The 18647-nt window shown below is 68.3% G+C and carries 17 protein-coding genes; 2 read left to right on the forward strand and 15 right to left on the reverse strand.

Annotation, left to right across the window (positions count from 1 at the left end; genetic code table 11):
* Positions 1-31: 31 nt before the first annotated feature.
* Positions 32-1405 carry an FAD/NAD(P)-binding protein gene (locus GV027_RS09235; protein WP_159511674.1) on the reverse strand — a complete coding sequence of 458 codons (1374 nt, stop codon included), beginning with the start codon at positions 1403-1405 and terminating at the stop codon, positions 32-34.
* Between the two features lie 179 nt (positions 1406-1584).
* Between GV027_RS09235 and GV027_RS09240 the strand changes: the two genes are divergently transcribed.
* Positions 1585-3705, forward strand: a complete 2121-nt coding sequence (locus GV027_RS09240) for a M13 family metallopeptidase (RefSeq protein ID WP_236559131.1) — start codon at positions 1585-1587, stop codon at positions 3703-3705.
* 146 nt (positions 3706-3851) lie between these two features.
* Here the strand turns inward: GV027_RS09240 and GV027_RS09245 are convergent, their stop codons facing one another.
* Genes GV027_RS09245 through GV027_RS09270 form a run of 6 tightly spaced genes read right to left on the reverse strand, consistent with a single transcriptional unit; the run spans position 3852 to position 7962 of the window.
* Positions 3852-4727 (reverse strand): alpha/beta hydrolase, encoded by an 876-nt coding sequence (locus GV027_RS09245; protein WP_159511675.1) that lies wholly within the window; start codon positions 4725-4727, stop codon positions 3852-3854.
* Entirely contained in the window at positions 4727-5410 is a 684-nt protein-coding gene (locus GV027_RS09250) for a glutathione S-transferase family protein (protein WP_159511676.1), read from the reverse strand. The genes GV027_RS09245 and GV027_RS09250 overlap by 1 nt, the downstream gene beginning before the upstream one ends.
* Positions 5410-6045, reverse strand: coding sequence for a 3-oxoacid CoA-transferase subunit B (locus tag GV027_RS09255; protein WP_107932236.1), 636 nt, complete (start codon positions 6043-6045; stop codon positions 5410-5412). Before GV027_RS09255 ends, GV027_RS09250 begins: the two co-directional genes overlap by 1 nt.
* Entirely contained in the window at positions 6045-6356 is a 312-nt protein-coding gene (locus tag GV027_RS09260) for a DUF5076 domain-containing protein (RefSeq protein WP_042467134.1), read from the reverse strand. Before GV027_RS09260 ends, GV027_RS09255 begins: the two co-directional genes overlap by 1 nt.
* Entirely contained in the window at positions 6356-7237 is an 882-nt protein-coding gene (locus GV027_RS09265) for an HAD family acid phosphatase (protein ID WP_159511677.1), read from the reverse strand. Before GV027_RS09265 ends, GV027_RS09260 begins: the two co-directional genes overlap by 1 nt.
* 14 nt (positions 7238-7251) lie before the next feature.
* A complete protein-coding gene (locus tag GV027_RS09270; RefSeq protein WP_159511678.1) occupies positions 7252-7962 on the reverse strand; it encodes a CoA transferase subunit A in 711 nt (236 codons plus the stop codon).
* Between the two features lie 116 nt (positions 7963-8078).
* Between GV027_RS09270 and GV027_RS09275 the strand changes: the two genes are divergently transcribed.
* Positions 8079-9722: a thiamine pyrophosphate-binding protein gene (locus GV027_RS09275; RefSeq protein ID WP_159511679.1), complete on the forward strand. Its 1644-nt coding sequence runs from the start codon at positions 8079-8081 to the stop codon at positions 9720-9722.
* A gap of 264 nt (positions 9723-9986) precedes the next feature.
* Here the strand turns inward: GV027_RS09275 and alaS are convergent, their stop codons facing one another.
* From alaS to recO, 8 genes are read right to left on the reverse strand one after another with little or no spacing between them, the layout of a single operon-like run.
* Entirely contained in the window at positions 9987-12629 is a 2643-nt protein-coding gene (gene alaS / locus GV027_RS09280) for an alanine--tRNA ligase (protein ID WP_159511680.1), read from the reverse strand.
* A 44-nt stretch (positions 12630-12673) separates the two neighbouring features.
* Positions 12674-13237: a GNAT family N-acetyltransferase gene (locus GV027_RS09285; protein ID WP_236559132.1), complete on the reverse strand. Its 564-nt coding sequence runs from the start codon at positions 13235-13237 to the stop codon at positions 12674-12676.
* Positions 13234-14040 (reverse strand): LysR family transcriptional regulator, encoded by an 807-nt coding sequence (locus GV027_RS09290; protein WP_056680126.1) that lies wholly within the window; start codon positions 14038-14040, stop codon positions 13234-13236. The genes GV027_RS09285 and GV027_RS09290 overlap by 4 nt, the downstream gene beginning before the upstream one ends.
* Complete coding sequence (gene apaG, locus GV027_RS09295; protein ID WP_159511681.1) at positions 14037-14435, reverse strand: Co2+/Mg2+ efflux protein ApaG; 399 nt, start codon at positions 14433-14435, stop codon at positions 14037-14039. Before apaG ends, GV027_RS09290 begins: the two co-directional genes overlap by 4 nt.
* Entirely contained in the window at positions 14432-15637 is a 1206-nt protein-coding gene (locus tag GV027_RS09300) for a trans-sulfuration enzyme family protein (protein ID WP_159511682.1), read from the reverse strand. Before GV027_RS09300 ends, apaG begins: the two co-directional genes overlap by 4 nt.
* A gap of 57 nt (positions 15638-15694) precedes the next feature.
* On the reverse strand, positions 15695-16828 hold the full coding sequence (locus GV027_RS09305) for a glycosyltransferase family 2 protein (protein WP_236559133.1): 1134 nt from the start codon (positions 16826-16828) through the stop codon (positions 15695-15697).
* Entirely contained in the window at positions 16825-17871 is a 1047-nt protein-coding gene (gene leuB, locus GV027_RS09310; protein ID WP_107932795.1) for a 3-isopropylmalate dehydrogenase, read from the reverse strand. Before leuB ends, GV027_RS09305 begins: the two co-directional genes overlap by 4 nt.
* Positions 17872-17911: 40 nt before the next feature.
* Positions 17912-18643, reverse strand: a complete 732-nt coding sequence (gene recO / locus GV027_RS09315) for a DNA repair protein RecO (protein WP_159511683.1) — start codon at positions 18641-18643, stop codon at positions 17912-17914.
* Between the last annotated feature and the right edge of the window lie 4 nt (positions 18644-18647).

The raw sequence follows: 18647 nt of genomic DNA on the forward strand, positions 1-18647 counted from the left end.
TGATGCTGGCAGCGTAGCGCTTCCGGAGAGCCTAGAGCCCCTCGCCGCCTACCCATTGCGCGTTCGACAAGCGCCGTGCCAGATCCCAGCTCTGCTGCCGGATATCCGGGACCGCGACGACCTCCCACAATCCGCCGCGGGTCATCGGCCCGATACAGTGCAACCGCTGCTCGACCTGCCCGTCACGCCCGATCGCCTGCGACTGCGCATCGACGTCGACCCCCAGGCGAAGCGGATCGGGCCGGATCGCCCCGTCGGCGATCAGATGCCGGATCAGCGGCTCGTTTGATCGCATCAGGTCGCCCTGCGGCCCGGTACAGTTCACGATCCGCGCCGCCCGCGTGACGACCGCCTGGTCCGTGCCGCGGGGTCGCCAATTTAGATCCACAGCATCACCGGCTGCCGCGGCCGACACGATCTTCCCCGCCGTGAACCGCAGCCGCCCGGTCGAGACCAGCGCATCGACCCGGTCCGCGACCTGCGGCGCCAGCCGATGCCGGTGGACGTCCCAATAGGGTCGCGCGTGCCGCAGGAACCGTGCGCGCTGCGATGTCGGGGCGGCAGCCCAGAGCATCTGGGTCACGGGGCGAAGCTCGTCGACCGCCGCGCGCCAGCCATCCGCCTTGGCCCGGTCGCGGACGTGCCGGATGATCGCCGACAAATCCCCCTGCGGCTTGTCGAGGACCCGCGCGGGCGGGGCGCCATCGACATGCCGTCGCGGTGACAGGCCGCGCCGCGACACTGCCAGGATCTGCCCCGAAAATCCGCCGGCATCGAGCAGCAGCGCGGCGTCGATCGCGGTCAACCCGGTCCCGACCAGCACGACCGTGTCGTCCGGCCCGAGCCCCTCGCCAATGTCCGACGCCCAGGGATCCGCGCTATAGCGTCCAGGCGGAAGATCGTCGGGGTTGAGCCCCGGCGGCGTGTGCGGCGGCAGGTTGCCGAGCGCGAGCACCGCACTGTCCGCGGCGATCGCGCTGCCGTCCGCCATCGTCACCGCAAGCCTGTCGGTCCCGGCGAAGTCGATCGCGCAGACCTCCCCTTGCGCAAGCACCAGCCGCCCCGCCGATTGCGCGATCGTCGCGTCGAGCATCTCACGCAGATACAGGCCGTAGGTCGTGCGCGGCACGAACGTCTTGCGATCGCCGTCGCCGCGCGCTTCGAGCCAGCGGACGAAATGGTCGGGATCGTCGGGGAGCGCGCTCATGTTGCCCGCGCGCACGTTGAGCAGGTGGCTCGGATGCGCTGCACTATAGGCGACGCCGCGTGCGAGCTGGCGCTGGCGCCGCTCGACCAAAGTCGCGCGCGGCCCGCCGTGCCGCATCAGGTTGATCGCCAGCAACGTGCCCGAAAATCCGCCCCCGACGATGACGACATGATCGTCCGGTCCCGCGATACGTGTCATCCTGCCCCCATTTGCTGCGAAATCATCGTGCCCGCTCGATAGGCGCAAAGCTGCCCCGCGCACAGCCGGCACGCGCAACACACGGGGAACATAGAAGGATTGCACAAACGACAGCGCTGTTGCACTTTCTCGTCCATGGCCTGCCGGTCCCGGTCTGGCCCTCCCCCGGAGATCGCCCTGTGAAATCGAAGTTCGCCGTTCTTGTCTCGCTGATCGCCATCGCCGCCGCTGCGCCCGCCACGGCGCAGGACCTTCACGCCTGTATCGACGAGGCGTGCACGCTCGAATCGATCCTGCCGCAGGACGCGGCATCGGGCACGCCCGCAGCCGATGCGGCCGCCGCGACGCGCTATGGCCGCTGGGGCTTCGACCTTGCCGGCATGGACAAGAGCGTGAAGCCCGGCAACGACTGGTTCGACTATGTGAACGGCAGCTGGGTCAAGACAACGCAGATCCCGGCGGACCGCTCGTCCTACGGCGCCTTCGCGGTGCTGCGCGACCTGTCCGAGGCACGCATGCGCACGCTGGTCGAGGGCTATAAGCCCGGCGACGCCGCCAACCCCGATCGCGCCAAGGTCGCGACGCTCTACCAGGGCTTCATGGACGAAGCCGCGATCGAGCGCGCTGACGCTGCACCGCTGTTGCAGCGACTCGCCCCGGTCAAGGCCGCGACGACGAAGGACGATGTCGCGGTGCTGATGGGCAAGTCGATGGGCGGGTTCGGCGCCAGCTTCTTCGGCCCCGGCGTCAATGACGATGCCAAGCAGCCCGACGTCTATGCGCTATATCTGCGCCAGTCGGGCCTCGGGCTCGGCGACCGCGACCTCTATCTCGATCCGAAATTCGCGCCGCAGGTCGTGCGCTACCAGGCCTATGTCGCGCAGATGCTCGGCATGGCGAACTGGCCGAACGCGCAGGCCGCCGCGGCAAAGATCGTCGCGCTGGAGACGCGGATCGCGCAGGCGCACTGGACCCGCGCGCAGAGCCGCGACCGCGACAAGACCTACAACCCGATGACGCTCGCGCAGTTGCAGGCGCAGGCGCCCGGCTTCCCCTGGGCCAAATTCTGGACCGCCGCGGGCATCGACAAGGCCAATCGCGCGATCGTCGCGCAGAACACCGCCTTTCCGAAGATCGCCGAGGTCTTCGCCACCACCGACCTCGACACGCTGAAGGCCTGGCAGGCGTTCCGTACCGCCGACGACATCGCACCGATGCTGTCGAAGCGGTTCGTCGACGCGAATTTCGACTTCCGCTCGAAATTCCTCAATGGCCAGCCGCAGCAGCGCGATCGCTGGAAGCGCGGGATCGGCGTCACCGAACGCGCGCTGGGCGAGGCGATCGGCCGCGATTACGTCGCGCTCTATTTCCCGCCGGCATCGAAGACCAAGATGGACGAGCTCGTCGGAAACCTGCGGATCGCGCTGCGCGGGCGGATCGACGGCCTTCCCTGGATGGGCGCCGCGACCAAGCAGGAAGCACAGGCCAAGCTCGCCAATTTCAGCGTGAAGGTCGGCTATCCCGACAAATGGCGTGACTATAGCGCGCTGCAGATCACCCCAGGCGACCTGATCGGCAATGTCGAACGCGCCGGGCGGTTCGAATGGGACTATCGCCGCAACCGCATGGGCGGTCCCGTCGACAAGGCCGAATGGGGCATGACCCCGCAGACCGTGAACGCCTATTACAACTCGGTGAAGAACGAGATCGTCTTCCCCGCCGCGATCCTCCAGCCGCCGTTCTTCGATCCGGATGCCGATCCGGCGGTCAATTATGGCGGCATCGGCGGTGTGATCGGGCACGAGATCAGCCACGGCTTTGACGACCAGGGTCGCAAGTCCGATGGCAAGGGCGTGCTGCGCGACTGGTGGACCGCGCAGGATGCCGCCAAGTTCGAGGCGCAGGCGGTCAAGCTCGGCGCGCAGTACGAGGCCTATACGTTCGAGGGCCTGCCCGGCGTGAAGATCAACGGCCGCGCCTCGATGGGCGAGAATATCGGCGATCTCGGCGGCGTGCTGATCTCGCTCGATGCCTATCACACGTCGCTCGGCGGCAAGCCTGCACCCGTGCTCGACGGCTATAGCGGCGACCAGCGCTTCTTCCTCGGCTGGGGTCAGGTCTGGCGAACGCTGTTCCGCACCGAGGCGCTGCGCCAGCAGCTCGTCAGCGATCCGCACTCGCCGGGGCAGATCCGTGCGATCAACCCGCTGCGCAACGTCGACGCCTGGTACAAGGCGTTCGACGTGAAGCCCGGGGATGCGCAATATCTCGCGCCCGCGGACCGCGTCCGGATCTGGTAAGGCCGCAAGCCCGCCGCCGGACACAAAAAAACCGGCGGCGGGCCAAGGTCGGGGCGGCGCGGCTCCGTCCTGTCAACGAGGGTGGCGGTGTTCCTGCTCGTCCGTCGTCATCCTCGCCCCCCGACCCTCGAACGGCCGGGACGCGGTCAGCGTATCGCCCGGTTCAGGAATGCCACGCTGTCCGCCAGCACCGGCGCCTTGCCGCGGAACGGCTTGGACAGCGCCATCGCCACATCCTCATGGCTGAGCCCCGGATAGTCGACATGCCGCACCGGTGCACCGAGCGCGGTCAGCTTCGCCGTCAGGTTGTCGGCATTGTGCGCCTTCACCTGCGTGTCGTCGCCCGCCGACACCAGCAGCATCGGCGGCGCATCGCGTCGCACGAAGTGGATCGGCTGGGTCATCACCGGATCCGCCGCCCCTTGCATCGCGTCGATCGCGCGCCTGGCGGTGAACGGGTAGAAGTCATAGGGCCCGCACAAGCCGACCGCGGCCTTGATGATCCGCGGGTCGACACCTTCCGCACGCAACCAGCGCGGGTCGAGCGTCAGCATCGCGACCGTATACGCCCCTGCGGAGTGACCGGCGACGGCGATCCGGTTCGGGTCGCCGCCCGCCGCCTCGATGTGATCGCGCGTCCACTTCACCGCCTCGGCGCCGTCCTGCAGGAAGGCGGGGAAGCGGACGTCGGGCACCTTGCGGTAATCGGGCATGACGACGACATAGCCCGCCTTTGCATAGGCGCGCGCGGCAAACGCATAGGCGCCGCGCGACCCGTGCGCCCAGCCGCCGCCATACCAGAAGATCAGCACCGGCAGCCCCGTCTTCGCGCCGCCCGATGGCCGCCATACGTCGAGTTTCTGACCATGCGTGCCGAACGGAACGCCCTCCCGCACCCGCGCGGTGCCGCGCCCCCCGCCCATTACCCCATCGAGCACGCTGAGCGTGCCGGGCCCCGCAGTGAACGCCGTGCCCGCAATCAGGATCACGACCAGCGCGATGACAATGGCAACGCGGCGCATCAGCGGCGGAAATCTGCGGTAATCGATCCGCTGGCCGCCAGCTCGGCCTCATGCCCGGCCTCGCGCCACGTCTCGGCGAGCGCGGCGTCTTCCCATTCACGCATCGCCGGATGCGCGAGGATCCGCTCGACCCACGCAAGGCCCTGCGGACCGACGTCGATCCCGTAGGTGCGGACGCGAAACGCGACAGGCGCAAAGAAGGCGTCGACGGCGGTGAAGTCGGCGCCTGCGAGCCAGGGCCCGCCGAACCGGTCGAGACCTTCCGTCCAGAGTTCGGTGACGCGCGCGACGTTGCGGTCGAGCGCGTCACTGCCGCGGACCGGATCGACGCGGACGCCGACGTTCATCGTCCGCTCGTTGCGCAACGCCGCGAACCCGCCATGCATCTCTGCCGCCGCGCAGACCGCCCAGGCGCGCGCATAGCCATCGGACGGCCAGACGCCGTCGTGCCGCTCGGCAAGGTAGAGCGCGATCCCCAGCGAATCCCATATCGTCCGCTCGCCATCGATCAGCACCGGCACCTGCCCGGTCGGCGAGAACATCCGGAACGCATCGTAATTTTCGGGCGCGAGAAAGGGTTCGATCCGATCCTCGAACGCGATCCCCATCGCCCGCATCAACACCCACGGACGGAGCGACCAGCTGGAATAATTCGGGTTCGCGGTGACGAGCGTATAGCCCATCAGGTGGTGTAGCGCGCGGTGGTCTTGGCCGCGACCTCGTCCGCGGTCACGCCGGGGGCGAGTTCGACCAGCCTGAACGGTGACTCATGGTCTACGCGCTGAAACACCGCCAAGTCGGTGACGATCATGTCCACCACGTTCTTGCCGGTCAGCGGCAGCGAGCAGGACGGGATGAACTTTGGCGTCCCGTCCTTGGCGGTGTGATCCATGACGACGATGATCTGCTTGACGCCCGCGACTAGATCCATCGCGCCGCCCATGCCCTTGATCATCTTGCCCGGAATCATCCAGTTGGCGATGTCGCCGTCTTCGCTGACCTCCATCGCGCCGAGCACGGTCAGGTCGATATGCCCGCCGCGGATCATCGCGAAGCTGTCGGACGAGCTGAAATAGACCGACGAGGGCAGTTCGCTGATCGTCTGCTTGCCCGCGTTGATCAGGTCGGCATCCTCTTCGCCCGCATAGGGGAACGGCCCGATCCCGAGCATGCCGTTCTCCGACTGGAGCGTGACGGTCATGCCGTCGGGAATGTTGTTCGCGACGAGCGTCGGGATGCCGATGCCGAGATTGACGTAATAGCCGTCCTTCAGTTCCTGTGCGGCCCGCGCCGCCATCTGGTTGCGATCCCACGGCATCAGTTGAGCGTTCCTTCCTGGATGGTGGTGATGGTCGTGACCTGGTCGCGCAGTTCGGCGCTGACGCCGTCGACGATCGCCTGCAACGCGGCATCCTCGGCGATGCCCCAGGTGCCCGCATAGGCGCGGGCGGCGTGACGGATCGTGTCGGCGAGGAGGTAGCCGAATACGGTCGGATCCTCGAGGATGCCCGCGTCGATCAGCACGTTGCTGCCTGCATTGTTGGTGATCCAGATCCGCGCGACCTCGACCGATTCGTCCGTCAACGCGGCGCCGGGATCGAGTTTGATCGCGTTGGGGTGGTCGGTCATCAGCGGATTCCCTGTGTCGGCGCCCAGTGGATCGCGGGCGGAAAGACCTCGTCACGGCTGCCTTTCAGCGCGGTGCCGTAGACGGGGTTCGGCAGCACGAACCACCCTGCCCCCCATTTCGCCATGATCGCGGGCGACTGCACCACCGCACGCCGCGCGGCGGGGGTCTGGCCTGCGTTGAACAGGTCGCTGAAATCGCCGAGCTGGTCGCCGCCCATCGCGACGACGCAATATCGGGCGGCGATCGTCGCGCGGCGGCCGTCCTTCTTTGATCCCATCGCGTCGTCGCCGGCGAGGAACAGGGTCTCGCCATGGCGGGCGGGGCCAAGCCCCGCGGCTTCGATCGCCGCCTGGGTCTGTGCTGCGTTGGCGGCGGCGCGGTTGGAGTTGAAGACCACCGTTACGCCCATCGCGCGCAACTGCGTCAGTGCGGCGAGCGCGCCGGGAACGGGCGCGACCTGCTTGATGCCAGTGCGCTCCCACTCCTGCCAGCGCGGTTCGGACCAGGGCCGCCCCGTCGACGCATCATATTCGAAACCGAGGTTGAGCAGCACGGTCTCGTCGACGTCGAACACCGCGGCCTTGGGCTTGCTGCCGCACCCGGTCCAGCTGGGCGCGGCGAGCGTCGCGCCGGGCGCGAGGACGACCGATGTCGGCGTACGCTGCGCACGGACATAGCCGACGAGCGCGTTCCATGCCTGGATGCTGGCGGCGGCGGCCTCGCCCGAGGCGTAGAGATACTGCATGCCCGCCGGGACGCCGTCGACGGTCACCGGTGCGGAGACGATCGCGGTCGGCGAGGTCACGCTGACGCACCCTTGCAGAACCAGTGCCCCTGCGAGCGCAGCGGTCCAGGAAAAATGGCTGCGTTTGCGGCACATTATCGGGCTTGGTTTCACGCGGAGACCCGCTCGCGGACGGTGCGGAATTCGATCTTCTTGTCGTAGGGCGCACCGACGATCATCCGCTTCACATAGATCCCCGGCAGGTGGATAGTATCGGGATCGAGGCTGCCAACGGGAACGATCTCCTCGACCTCGGCGACGCAGATCTTGCCCGCGGTGGCCATCGGCTGGTTGAAGTTGCGCGCGGTCTTGCGGAAGATCAGGTTGCCGCTCTCGTCCGCCTTCCAGCCCTTGATGATGCTCAGGTCCGCACGGATGCCCCGTTCGAGGATATAATCCTGCCCGTCGAAGCTCTTCACCTCCTTGCCCTCCGCCACCAGGGTGCCGACGCCGGTCTTGGTGTAGAAGCCGGGGATGCCCGCGCCGCCCGCGCGGCAGCGCTCGGCAAGCGTCCCCTGCGGGCAGAATTCGACCTCGAGCTCGCCGCTCAGATATTGCCGCTCGAATTCCTTGTTCTCGCCGACATAGGACGAGATCATCTTCTTCACCTGGCGCGAACGGAGCAGCTTGCCGAGACCCTGCCCGTCGATCCCGGCATTGTTGCTCGCGATCGTCAGGTCCTTGACGCCCGACGCCTCGATCGCGTCGATCAGCCGCTCGGGGATGCCGCACAGCCCGAACCCGCCCGCGCAGATCGTCATCCCGTTGAACAGCACGCCCTCGAGTGCCGCCGCCGCGTCGGTGTAGCGCTTGTTCGCCATGCATCCTCCTATCGTCTTTACCGCGGCATAATGCGCCGGGCAGTGGACGGCAATGTCGGGCGGGCGTTCTCGACTTGGTGACGATTGCCGGGCTACGGTGCCGACAGGAGATTGTCATGACCCAGCGTACCGGCGGCCAAATTCTCGTCGACCAACTCGTCGCACAAGGCTGCGACCGTATTTTTACCGTACCCGGCGAAAGCTTCCTCGCGGTGCTCGACGCGCTGCACGACACGCCCGCAATCGAGACGGTGGTATGCCGGCAGGAAGGCGGCGTGGCGTTCATGGCGTGCGCGGACGGCACGCTGACGCACCGTCCCGGCATCGCCTTCGTCACGCGCGGGCCCGGTGCGACCAACGCGTCGATCGGCGTGCATGTCGCAATGCAGGACTCCCAGCCGATGATCCTGTTCGTGGGCGATATCGACCGCGGCACGCGTGACCGCGAGGCGTTCCAGGAGATTGATTTTCAGGCGATGTTCGCGCCCATCGCCAAATGGGCGGCGCGGATCGACGATGCCCGGCGGATTCCGGAATATGTCGCGCGCGCCTATGCGACCGCGATGTCGGGACGCCCCGGGCCGGTGGTGCTCGCACTCCCCGAAGACATGCTGCTCGACCTGGTCGAGGCGGTCGACCGGCCGCGGGTCGAGCGCGTCGCGCAGGCGTGCGACGTGGACATGATGGACCTGCTCGCGGATCTGCTGACGACCGCCGAACGGCCGGTGGCGATCGTCGGCGGCGCGGGCTGGGATGCGGCTGCGTCGGGGGCGTTCTCGACCTGGGCGGATCGCAACGGCATTCCCGTCGCCGCGGCGTTCCGGCGGCAGGATGCGATCCCGAACGCCTGCCCGGTCTGGGCGGGCAATCTCGGCTATGGCCCCAATCCGAAGCTGGTCGAGCGGGTGAAGGCAGCCGACCTGCTGCTCGTCGTCGGCCCCCGGCTCGGCGAGGCGACGACCGATGGCTATGCGCTGGTGACGCCCGATCATCCGGGGCAGCGCATCGTCCATGTCCACCCCAATCCCAATGAGTTGAACCGCACCTATCACGCCGACGTCGCGGTGTGCGCGGGGATGGCCGAATTCGCAGAGGCGCTGCTCGCGGTCGACCTACCGCCGCGGACCGCGGGTCAGGAGGCGCATGCCGAATGGCGCGCCTGGTCGACGCCGGCGCCGCGCGATCTGGTCATGGACCTGGGGCCGTGCGTCGCGGCGATGCGCGAGCGGCTGCCCGCGGATGCGATCCTCTGCAACGGCGCGGGGAATTATTCGGGCTGGTGGCATCGCTACTGGGCCTATGCCGGGCCGGGCACGCAGCTTGCGCCTACCGCCGGAGCGATGGGTTACGGCGTGCCCGCCGCGGTCGCCGCGTCCCTGAGGCATCCCGAGCGGACCGTGGTCGCGCTGGCGGGTGACGGCTGCTTCTTGATGAACGGGCAGGAGCTGGCGACCGCGGTCGCGCAGCGGGCGGACATGCTGGTGCTGGTCGTCGACAATGGCGGCTACGGCACGATCCGGATGCATCAGGAACGCGAATATCCGGGGCGGGTGTCGGGAACCGCGCTGCGCAATCCCGACTTCGCCGCGCTGGGCCGGGCCTATGGGTGCTGGGCGGAAACGGTCACCAAGACCGAGGATTTCGCCGCGGCGCTCGACCGGGCGATGGGGAGGTCCGGCGTGCGACTGCTGCACCTGGTCACGGATATCGAGGCGATCACCGCCGGGACAACGCTGGCGGCGGTGCGCGGGGCGGCGTGATTTTGGTTGGGGATGACGCCACTACCACGCCCAAAGCCCCACCCCGGCGAAGGCCGGGGCCCAGTTGGGGGACGGCAATAACGGGGGACAGTCCTCCGTTACGTCGGCCTTCCCACCTGGGCCCCGGCCTTCGCCGGGGTGGTGGTTATCGGGGCCGACCCTTCTCATAGTTCCCCCGCGAAGGCGGGGGCCCAGAGTAGCGGGCGCTACCGGAACTTAGCTGGGCCCCGCGTCCGCGGGGGAACGACACGGAGCAAAAGCCCCTCAGCCCGCCAGCTTCGCTCGCACCGCAGCCACAGCATCCGCCGCCTTGTCCGCATCAGGCCCGCCGCCCTGCGCCATGTCCGGACGGCCACCACCACCCTGCCCGCCGAGCGCGGCGACCGCGATCTTCAGCAGGTCGACCGCATTGTGGCTCGCGACCAGATCCGCGGTCACGCCGACCGCGACCGAGGCGCGGCCGTCGTTGATCGCGACGAGCATCGCGATCCCCGACCCCAGCCGCTGTTTGGCCTCGTCGACCGCGCCGCGCAGGCCCTTCGCCTCGAAGTCGTTCAGCATCTGCCCGATAAAGGCCACGCCGCCGACCTGCTCGGGTCCCGCCGCCTCACCGGAACCGCCGCCGCCAAGCGCCAGCGCCTTCTTCGCATCCGCCAGCTCACGCTCGAGACGCCGGCGATCCTCGATCAGCGCTGCGACGCGCGCAGGCACCTCGTCGGGGGTCGACTTCAGCGCCGCCGCCGCCTCGCGCAGGCGATCGTCACGCCCGGTCAGATAGGCGCGCGCCGCCTCGCCGGTCAGCGCCTCGACACGACGCACGCCGCTCGACACCGCGCCTTCGCCAACGACCTTGAACAGGCCGATATCGCCGAGCGCTGTCACATGCGTGCCGCCGCACAGTTCGATCGAATAGGTGCCCTCGTCGGTCGACCCCATCGAAACGACGCGGACCTCGTCGCCATATTTCTCGCCGAACAGCGCCATTGCGCCCATCGCGATCGCGTCGTCGGGGGTCATCAGCAGCGTCGTCACCGCGCCGTTGCCGCGGACCTGCGCGTTCACATCGGCCTCGACCTGCGCGATGTCGGCGGGCGTCATCGCGACCGGCTGCGAGAAGTCGAAGCGAAGGCGATCGGGCGCGACTAGGCTCCCCTTCTGCGCGACATGCTTGCCGAGGCGCTCCCGCAGCGCTTCATGCAGCAGATGCGTTGCGGAGTGGTTGGCACGGATCTGCGCACGACGCGCGACGTCGATCTGCAGCTTGACCGTATCGCCGACCTTGATGCCGCCCGACTCGACCATCGCATGGTGGACGAACACGCGGCCTAGCTGCTTCGACGTCTCGGTGACGGTCGCGCGCAGCCCGGTGTCGGTCGAGATGTGCCCGGCATCGCCGACCTGCCCGCCGCTCTCGCCGTAGAAGGGCGTCTGGTTGACGACGATCGACACCGTATCACCCGTCGTCGCATGGTCGACGCGCGCGCCGTCCTTGACCAAAGCGACGACCTCACCTTCGCCGGTGTCCGAGGCATAGCCGAGGAATTCGGTGCCGCCGCTCTGCTCGACGATGTCGAACCAGATATCGTCAGAAGCCTTGGCGCCCGAACCCTTCCAAGCAGCCCGCGCGGCGCGCTTCTGCTCGGCCATCGCGGTGTCGAAGCCTTCGCGGTCGACCGCGAGCCCGCGTTCGCGAAGCGCGTCCTCGGTCAGGTCGTAGGGGAAGCCATAGGTGTCGTAGAGCTTGAACGCGACGTCACCCGCAAGCGTCCCCTCGGTCATGTCCGCGGTCGCCTCGTCGAGCAGCTTCAGCCCCTTGTCGAGCGTCTGGCGGAACCGCGTCTCCTCCTGCTGAAGCGTCGCCTCGATCAGCGGCTGCGCACGGAACAGCTCGGGATAGGCCGCGCCCATCTCGGTGACGAGCGACGGCACCAGCCGGTGCATCAACGGCTCCTTCGCGCCGAGGATATGCGCGTGGCGCATCGCACGGCGCATGATCCGGCGCAGGACATAGCCGCGACCCTCGTTCGCCGGCAGCACGCCGTCCGCGACCAGGAAGCCTGCGGTGCGCAGGTGATCGGCGATCACGCGGTGGCTCGCGGTGTTCGCGCCGTCGGTCGCGGTATGCGTCAGCGCGCCGGAGGCTGCGATCAGCGCCTTGAACGTGTCGGTATCGTAATTGTCGGTGACGCCCTGCATGACCGCGGCGATCCGCTCGAGCCCCATGCCGGTGTCGATCGAGGGCTTGGGCAGATTGCCGACGATCTCGGCATTTTCCTGCTCATATTGCATGAACACGAGGTTCCAGATCTCGACGAAGCGATCGCCATCCTCGTCGGGGCTGCCGGGAGGGCCACCGGGGATGTGATCGCCGTGGTCGTAGAAGATCTCCGAGCATGGCCCGCACGGCCCGTTGTCGCCCATCGACCAGAAATTGTCCTTGGTCGGGATGCGGATGATGCGGTGCTCAGGGAGGCCCGCGATCTTCTTCCAGAGATCAAACGCCTCGTCGTCGGTGTGATAGACGGTCGCGGTCAGCTTGTCCGGCGACAGGCCCCAGTCCTTGGTCAGCAGCGTCCACGCATGCGTGATCGCCTGTTCCTTGAAATAATCGCCGAACGAGAAATTGCCGAGCATTTCGAAGAAGGTGTGATGCCGCGCGGTGTAGCCGACATTGTCGAGATCATTGTGCTTGCCGCCCGCGCGGACGCACTTCTGGCTGGACGTCGCGGTCGTATAGGGGCGCGATTCGAGGCCGGTGAAGACGTTCTTGAACGGCACCATCCCCGCATTGACGAACATCAGCGTCGGGTCGTTCTGCGGCACGAGCGGCGCAGAGGGCACGATCTGGTGTCCCTGCGAACCAAAATAGTCGAGGAAGCCGCGGCGGATGTCGTTCGTCGATGTCATGCCGCCGACTTAGGCGAGCAACCGGGTTCGCTCAAGTGACCGCGTTACGCGGATTGTGGCAGGGCCGCCGCCAGCCAGTCATCGGCGTGAAGCCCGTAGATCAGGCTGTCGCGCAGCCCCATATGCGTCTCCCATTCGCCCCGCAGCAGCCGTTCGCGCCGGAACCCCAGCCGTTCGAGCAACAGGATCGACGCGCGGTTCTCGCTGTCGGCATCGGCGAACACGCGGTGCTGCCCCTCGGCAAACAGCTGATCGAGCACCGCCGATACCGCCTCGCTAGCCAGGCCGCGGCCCCAGTGCGCGCGCGCGAGGATGAAGCCGATCTCGGTCACCCCCTGCCCGCGCATCCGCCCGCCCGACACCCAGCCGATCGCCCGGTCGTCGCCGTGCCGGGTGATCGCCCAGGCGCGCCAGTTCACGTCGGCGGCATCCTCGATCAGATAGAGCCGCGTCGCCTCGATCGACGTCAGAGGACCATCCGCGGAATAGGTCATCAGGTCCGCGTCGGCGAGCGTCGGGTGCAACGCGACCGCGTCCGCCTGAACGAGCCGACGCAACCGGAGCCGCGGCGTCACCAGCACCGGATGGGGCAGCGCGCGACGCCTCAAGCGATCAACGCATCGACGAGCGCGCGCACTTTCTTCTGACGCCACTGCGGCAGCGGCGCGACGAGCCAATAGCCGCCACGCGACGGCTGCGCGTCGCCGATGATCCGGACCAGCCCCGCATCGAGCCCGCGCCGCGCCAGCAGTTCGGGCACGGTTGCCCGCCCGAGCCCCGCCGCCGCCGCATCGATCGCAAGCCCTGCATCACCGACGCGGACGAGTGCCGTGGCATCCCCCGCCGCCGGGTCGAGCGCGGGCGCGCCGGGCCAGGCGATGATCGCCTCGGACGCGCTGCCGGTCGCGGCGATCGTGACGAGCCCTTCGGATTCGAGCGCCTCGCCCTCATTCTCGCCAGGACCATCGCCCCAGCGGATCGCGAGGTCGAGATTGGCCTCGGTAAAGTCGACCGTCTCGTCCGCGGTGATCAGGACGAAGCGCAGGTCGGGATCCGCCGCAGCAATCTCGGCGAGCCGCGGCATCAGCCATTTCTCGGTCAGGTCGCGCGGCGCGGCGATCGTCAGCGACTTGGACGTCTGCCCCGCCTGCATCGCGCGGACCGCTTCCTCGAACTGGAGGAAGCCGTTGCGCAAGGGCCCGAGCCCCGCTTCGGCCTCGGGCGTCAGTTCGAGCCCGCGCGTGGTACGCCGGAACAGCACGACGCCCAGCGTGTCCTCGAGCGCGCGGATCTGCTGCCCGACCGCGGCGGGGGTGACTGCGAGCTCGTCGGCGGCACGCGTGAACGACAGGTGGCGCGCCGCCGCATCGAGCACGCGCAGCCCGTTCAGCGGAAGGTGCGTACGCTTCACGAAATCACCGCCGGGGCGCTGAGCGAGAAATGCGGGATCGCCACCTCGAACACCGCACCGGTATCGTCGACCATCCGATAGGATCCGCGCATCGCCCCCGTCGGCGTCGCGAGCGGGCAGCCCGAGACATAGTCGAAGCTCGCACCCTGCTCGATCAGCGGCTGTTCGCCGACGACACCCTCGCCCTCGACGGTGTGGCGCGCGCCATGCCCGTCGGTGATGATCCAGTGTCGCGTCAGCAGCTGGACCCCGCCGGGCCCGTCATTTTCCAGCCGGATATGATAGGCCCAGAACCAGCGCCCGCGCTGCGGCTCGGACTGTTCGGGCAGATAGCTGACCGAGACGCGCACCGTCACCCCGCGCGTCGTCGCCGCACTGGGGAACAGCGCCTTCACAGCCCGACCTTGCCCAATGCCCGGTCGAGATCGTCGATCACGTCGCGCACGTCCTCGAGGCCGACATTGAGCCGCAACAGCCCCTCGGTCACGCCCATCTCAGCCTGCTTGTCGGGCGAGACGCTCGCGTGCGTGGTCGACGCCGGATGCGTCATCAGCGACCGCGAATCGCCGATATTGTTCGAGATATCGACCAGCTCCAGCGCGTCGAGCAGGCCATGCGCCTGTTCGCGCCCTTCGACCTCGAACGCGAAGATCGGGCCACACGCGTCCATCTGACGCATCGCGAGCTCGTGCTGCGGATGGCTGGCGAGGCCCGGATGCAGGATGTGCGGCACGCGCGCTTCCAGAAATGCGCCGACCTTCTGCGCATTTTCCGACTGGCGGCGGATACGCAGATCGAGCGTCTCGAGCCCCTTGAGCACGACCCACGCGTTGAACGGCGACAGCGTCGGCCCGGTGTTGCGCGTGAAGGGCAGCAGCGTGTTGGTGATGAAATCCTCTGTCCCGCACACCGCACCCGCGAGCACGCGACCCTGCCCGTCCATCATCTTGGTCGCGCTGTACGCGATGACGTCGGCACCGAACTCCATCGGCCGCTGCAACGCCGGCGTCGCGAACGCATTGTCGACGACGGTCGTGATGCCGCGCTCGCGCGCGATGTCGCACACCGCCTTCAGGTCGACAATGTCCATCGTCGGGTTGGCGGGCGTCTCGAAGAAGAACACCTTGGTCTCGGGCCGGACCGCGTCGAGGAACGCCTGCGGGTCGCGCGCGTCGACGATCGTCGTGGCGATCCCGAACTTGGGCAGCAGCGTATCGGTCAGCCAGCGGCACGATCCGAACGCCGCGCGGCCGCCGACCAGGTGATCGCCGCTCTGCAACTGACACAGCAGCGCCGCGGTCATCGCCGCCATGCCCGTCGCCATCGACCGGCACGCCTCAGCCCCCTCGAGCAGCGCGATCCGCTCCTCGAGCATCTGCACCGTCGGGTTCTGGAGCCGGGAATAGGTCATCCCGTCCTGCTCGCCGGCGAAGCGCGCCGCGGCGTCGCCGGCCTTGTCGTAGCAATAGCCCGAGGTGAGGAAGAGGGCTTCCGACGTTTCGCCATATTCGCTGCGGGCGGTGCCGCCGCGGATGGCCTGCGTCTGCGGACGCCAGTTCTGGGTGATCGAACGATCTTGGCCGGTCTTGCGCTTCATGGCGACGCTTTGCCGGGGGCGGGCGGTGATGACAACCCCTGCGGAGGGTCGCGCGCGCTAGTAGCGACCCCAGGTAAACCTGGATGACAACGCATAATTCCAAACCGCGCCGACCAGCACGCCGATCATCGCCGACACCGCCCAGGCGTCGTTGCGCACGTCGTGCATAAACGCCGCGATCCCGACATTGGCGATCGCGCCAACCGAACAGATCAGCGCGAACGATACCCAGCCATCGGCGAGCTGCCGCCACCCCTTCAGCCGCCGGTCGCGATAGGTCAGCGCGTTGTTGAGAAAGAAGTTCATCGTCAGCGCGGCCAGCGTCGCGCCGATCTGCCCGAGCAGGAACGACGTCCCGATCCCGAGGAACAGCGCGCTGAGCACCGCCATGTGCACGCCGATGCCGAGCACGCCGATCGCCGAGAACATCGCGAACCGCACCGGCACGAACCGCCCGAACATCCGGTCGTACAGCGCGATCAGATATTCCAGCGCGACGACGTGATCGAGCTTGCTCTCCCCCTCGGTCCGGCAGCGGAAGGTATAGGGCAGCTCGGCGAACCGCAGCGGCTCGGGCGACGCGGTCAGCAGGTCGAGCAGGATCTTGAACCCGATCGCCGACAGTCTGGGCGCAAGCGCGCGCGCGACGTCGGTACGGATCGCGAAGAAGCCGCTCATCGGATCGCTCAGATCCGCCTTGAGCACGCGCCGCGACAGCCGCGTGGCGAGCGCGGACTTGGCGACGCGGTCGCGATCCCAGTCGCCGGTCCCGCCGCCGCTGACGAAGCGCGAACCGATCACGACGTCGTGATCGCCCGCCTGAAGGAGGTCGAGCATTTTCGGCAACAGCGTCTCGTCATGCTGCAGATCGCCGTCGATCACCGCGACGACGGGCGCGGCGGTCGCGCACAGCCCCTCGATACAGGCCGAGGACAGCCCCCGCCTGCCGATCCGCTGGATCACGCGGACGCGCATGTCGCTGCGCCCGAGCACGCGCGCCGCCTCCGCCGTGCCGTCAGGGCTGTCGTCGTCGACGAAGATCGCCTCCCAGCGCCGTCCCGCCAGTGCCTGGTCGAGCTTGGCGATCAACGCGGCGACGTTCGCCTTTTCGTTGAACGTCGGGATGACGACCGCGATCTCGAGCGTGTCCGGCCCCGCGCCCCGCTCCGCGTCCAGCTCGACCGGACTCACCCGAGCGATGCGATCACCGCGTCGCCCATCGCGCGCGTCGTCAGCGTGCCGCCGAGGTCAGGCGTCCGCGCGCCGCCCAGGATCGCCGCAGCCACCGCCGCCTCGATCCGGTCGGCCGCGTCGGCCTTGTCGAGCGAATGCCGGAGCATCATCGCTGCGGACAGGATCGCGGCACAGGGGTTCGCCTTGCCCTGCCCGGCAATGTCGGGCGCGCTGCCGTGGATCGGTTCGTACAGACCGTGACCCTGGCCATCGAGCGCGGCGGAGGGCAGCATGCCGATCGATCCCGCACACATCGACGCCTGGTCGGACAGGATGTCGCCGAACAGATTGCCGGTGACGACGACGTCGAACTGGCCGGGATCGCGCACGAGCTGCATCGCAGCGTTGTCGACATACATGTGGCTGAGCGCGACGTCAGGATAGTCCGCCGAGACCTCGATCACGACGTCGCGCCACAACTGCGACGTCTCCAAGACATTGGCCTTGTCGACCGATAGCAGCTTGCTCTTGCGGGTACGCGCGGTCTCGAACCCGACACGCGCGATCCGGGCGATCTCCGCCTCGTCGTAACGCATCTCGTCATGGCCTTCGCGCAGGCCCTCGGCCGTCGTCCGGATGCCCTTGGCGCCGAAATACACGTCGCCGGTCAGCTCGCGGACGATCACCATATCGATCGTGCGTGCGATCTCCGGCCGCAGCGACGACGCATCCTCCAGCCCCGCGAACAGCTTGGCCGGACGCAAATTAGCGAACAGCCCCAGCTCCTTGCGCAAGCCCAGGATCGCCTGTTCTGGTCGCAAATGCCGTTCGAGCCGATCGCAATCGGGGTCGCCGACCGCACCGAACAGCACGGCGTCCGCGCGCCGCGCGAGCGCCAGCGTCTCGGGCGGCAGCGGATGCCCCGCCGCCTTGTACGCCGCACCACCGACCAGCGCCTCGTCAAAGCTCAGATCGAGGTCGAGCCGGTCGAGCACGCGGCGCGCCTCGGCGGTCACTTCGGGTCCGATGCCGTCGCCGGCCAGTATCGCGATCAAGGGCATGTGCGTTCCTCCGCCGCCGCCCTTGCCGGGCAAGCCGCGCTCACGCAACCGCCCTTTTGAGCCGATCGACGAGGCGAGCCCGCGCTGCGAGCGGTTCGGCACGGCGTTCGACCAGAACATCGCGAGTCAGGAAATGCTCGGTCAGCCGCAGTCCGTCGAAGATGTCCGGCCACCCCGCCTCGCCCCCGGCAGTAAGAAAAGCGGGCAGCGGCAACAGCTTGGCTTCATAGCCCTGCGCCGCACCGCGCGACACCGCCGCCCCGCTCCGCGGACTGACGAATGCGAGGTCGTCGACCGCGCCGCTCGCTACGCACTGGTCGAGATCGAGACCGAAACCGAGCTCCGCGAGCAGCAGCAGTTCGTACCGTACCAGCGCCGCGGCCCAGCCGCGCGCCGACGGCGCCGCCTCGATCGCGCCGAGGAAGCCGTCGAGCGCGTCGTGGATATGCGGATAGGGCTGCGCCTCCGGCAGCGCGACCGCGGCGAGCGCCGTCGCCCATTCGAGCGCGCCTGCCGCGAGTGGCTCGCCGTGCAGCGTCGCGCGGCTGTGGATCAGCTCGGCGGTCAGCGCGGCGAGCTGGTCGCCGGTCCGCGCGCGCCATTCGCCCTGGATCACGTTCGCCGCCAGCAAAACCGGCCGCATCGCGCGCGACCGCCCGCCGCGCACATAGCCCGGCTGCACGCCGTCCTCACGCGTCAACGCCCGCACGATCGCGCCATGCTCGCCATGCTGGCGAACGGCGACGACGATGGCGGACGCGCGAAGGTGCATCGCC

The sequence above is a fragment of the Sphingomonas sp. T1 genome, assembly GCF_902506585.1.
Classification (GTDB): Bacteria; Pseudomonadota; Alphaproteobacteria; order Sphingomonadales; family Sphingomonadaceae; genus Sphingomonas; species Sphingomonas aerolata.

What these genes read in the sequence shown, in the direction of transcription:
- GV027_RS09235 (WP_159511674.1), bottom strand. Translation starts at nt 1,405, where the DNA reads ATGACACGTATCGCGGGACCGGACGATCATGTCGTCATCGTCGGGGGC.
- GV027_RS09245 (WP_159511675.1), bottom strand. Translation starts at nt 4,727, where the DNA reads ATGCGCCGCGTTGCCATTGTCATCGCGCTGGTCGTGATCCTGATTGCG.
- GV027_RS09250 (WP_159511676.1), bottom strand. Translation starts at nt 5,410, where the DNA reads ATGGGCTATACGCTCGTCACCGCGAACCCGAATTATTCCAGCTGGTCG.
- GV027_RS09255 (WP_107932236.1), bottom strand. Translation starts at nt 6,045, where the DNA reads ATGCCGTGGGATCGCAACCAGATGGCGGCGCGGGCCGCACAGGAACTG.
- GV027_RS09260 (WP_042467134.1), bottom strand. Translation starts at nt 6,356, where the DNA reads ATGACCGACCACCCCAACGCGATCAAACTCGATCCCGGCGCCGCGTTG.
- GV027_RS09265 (WP_159511677.1), bottom strand. Translation starts at nt 7,237, where the DNA reads ATGTGCCGCAAACGCAGCCATTTTTCCTGGACCGCTGCGCTCGCAGGG.
- GV027_RS09270 (WP_159511678.1), bottom strand. Translation starts at nt 7,962, where the DNA reads ATGGCGAACAAGCGCTACACCGACGCGGCGGCGGCACTCGAGGGCGTG.
- GV027_RS09275 (WP_159511679.1), top strand. Translation starts at nt 8,079, where the DNA reads ATGACCCAGCGTACCGGCGGCCAAATTCTCGTCGACCAACTCGTCGCA.
- alaS (WP_159511680.1), bottom strand. Translation starts at nt 12,629, where the DNA reads ATGACATCGACGAACGACATCCGCCGCGGCTTCCTCGACTATTTTGGT.
- GV027_RS09300 (WP_159511682.1), bottom strand. Translation starts at nt 15,637, where the DNA reads ATGAAGCGCAAGACCGGCCAAGATCGTTCGATCACCCAGAACTGGCGT.
- leuB (WP_107932795.1), bottom strand. Translation starts at nt 17,871, where the DNA reads ATGCCCTTGATCGCGATACTGGCCGGCGACGGCATCGGACCCGAAGTG.
- recO (WP_159511683.1), bottom strand. Translation starts at nt 18,643, where the DNA reads ATGCACCTTCGCGCGTCCGCCATCGTCGTCGCCGTTCGCCAGCATGGC.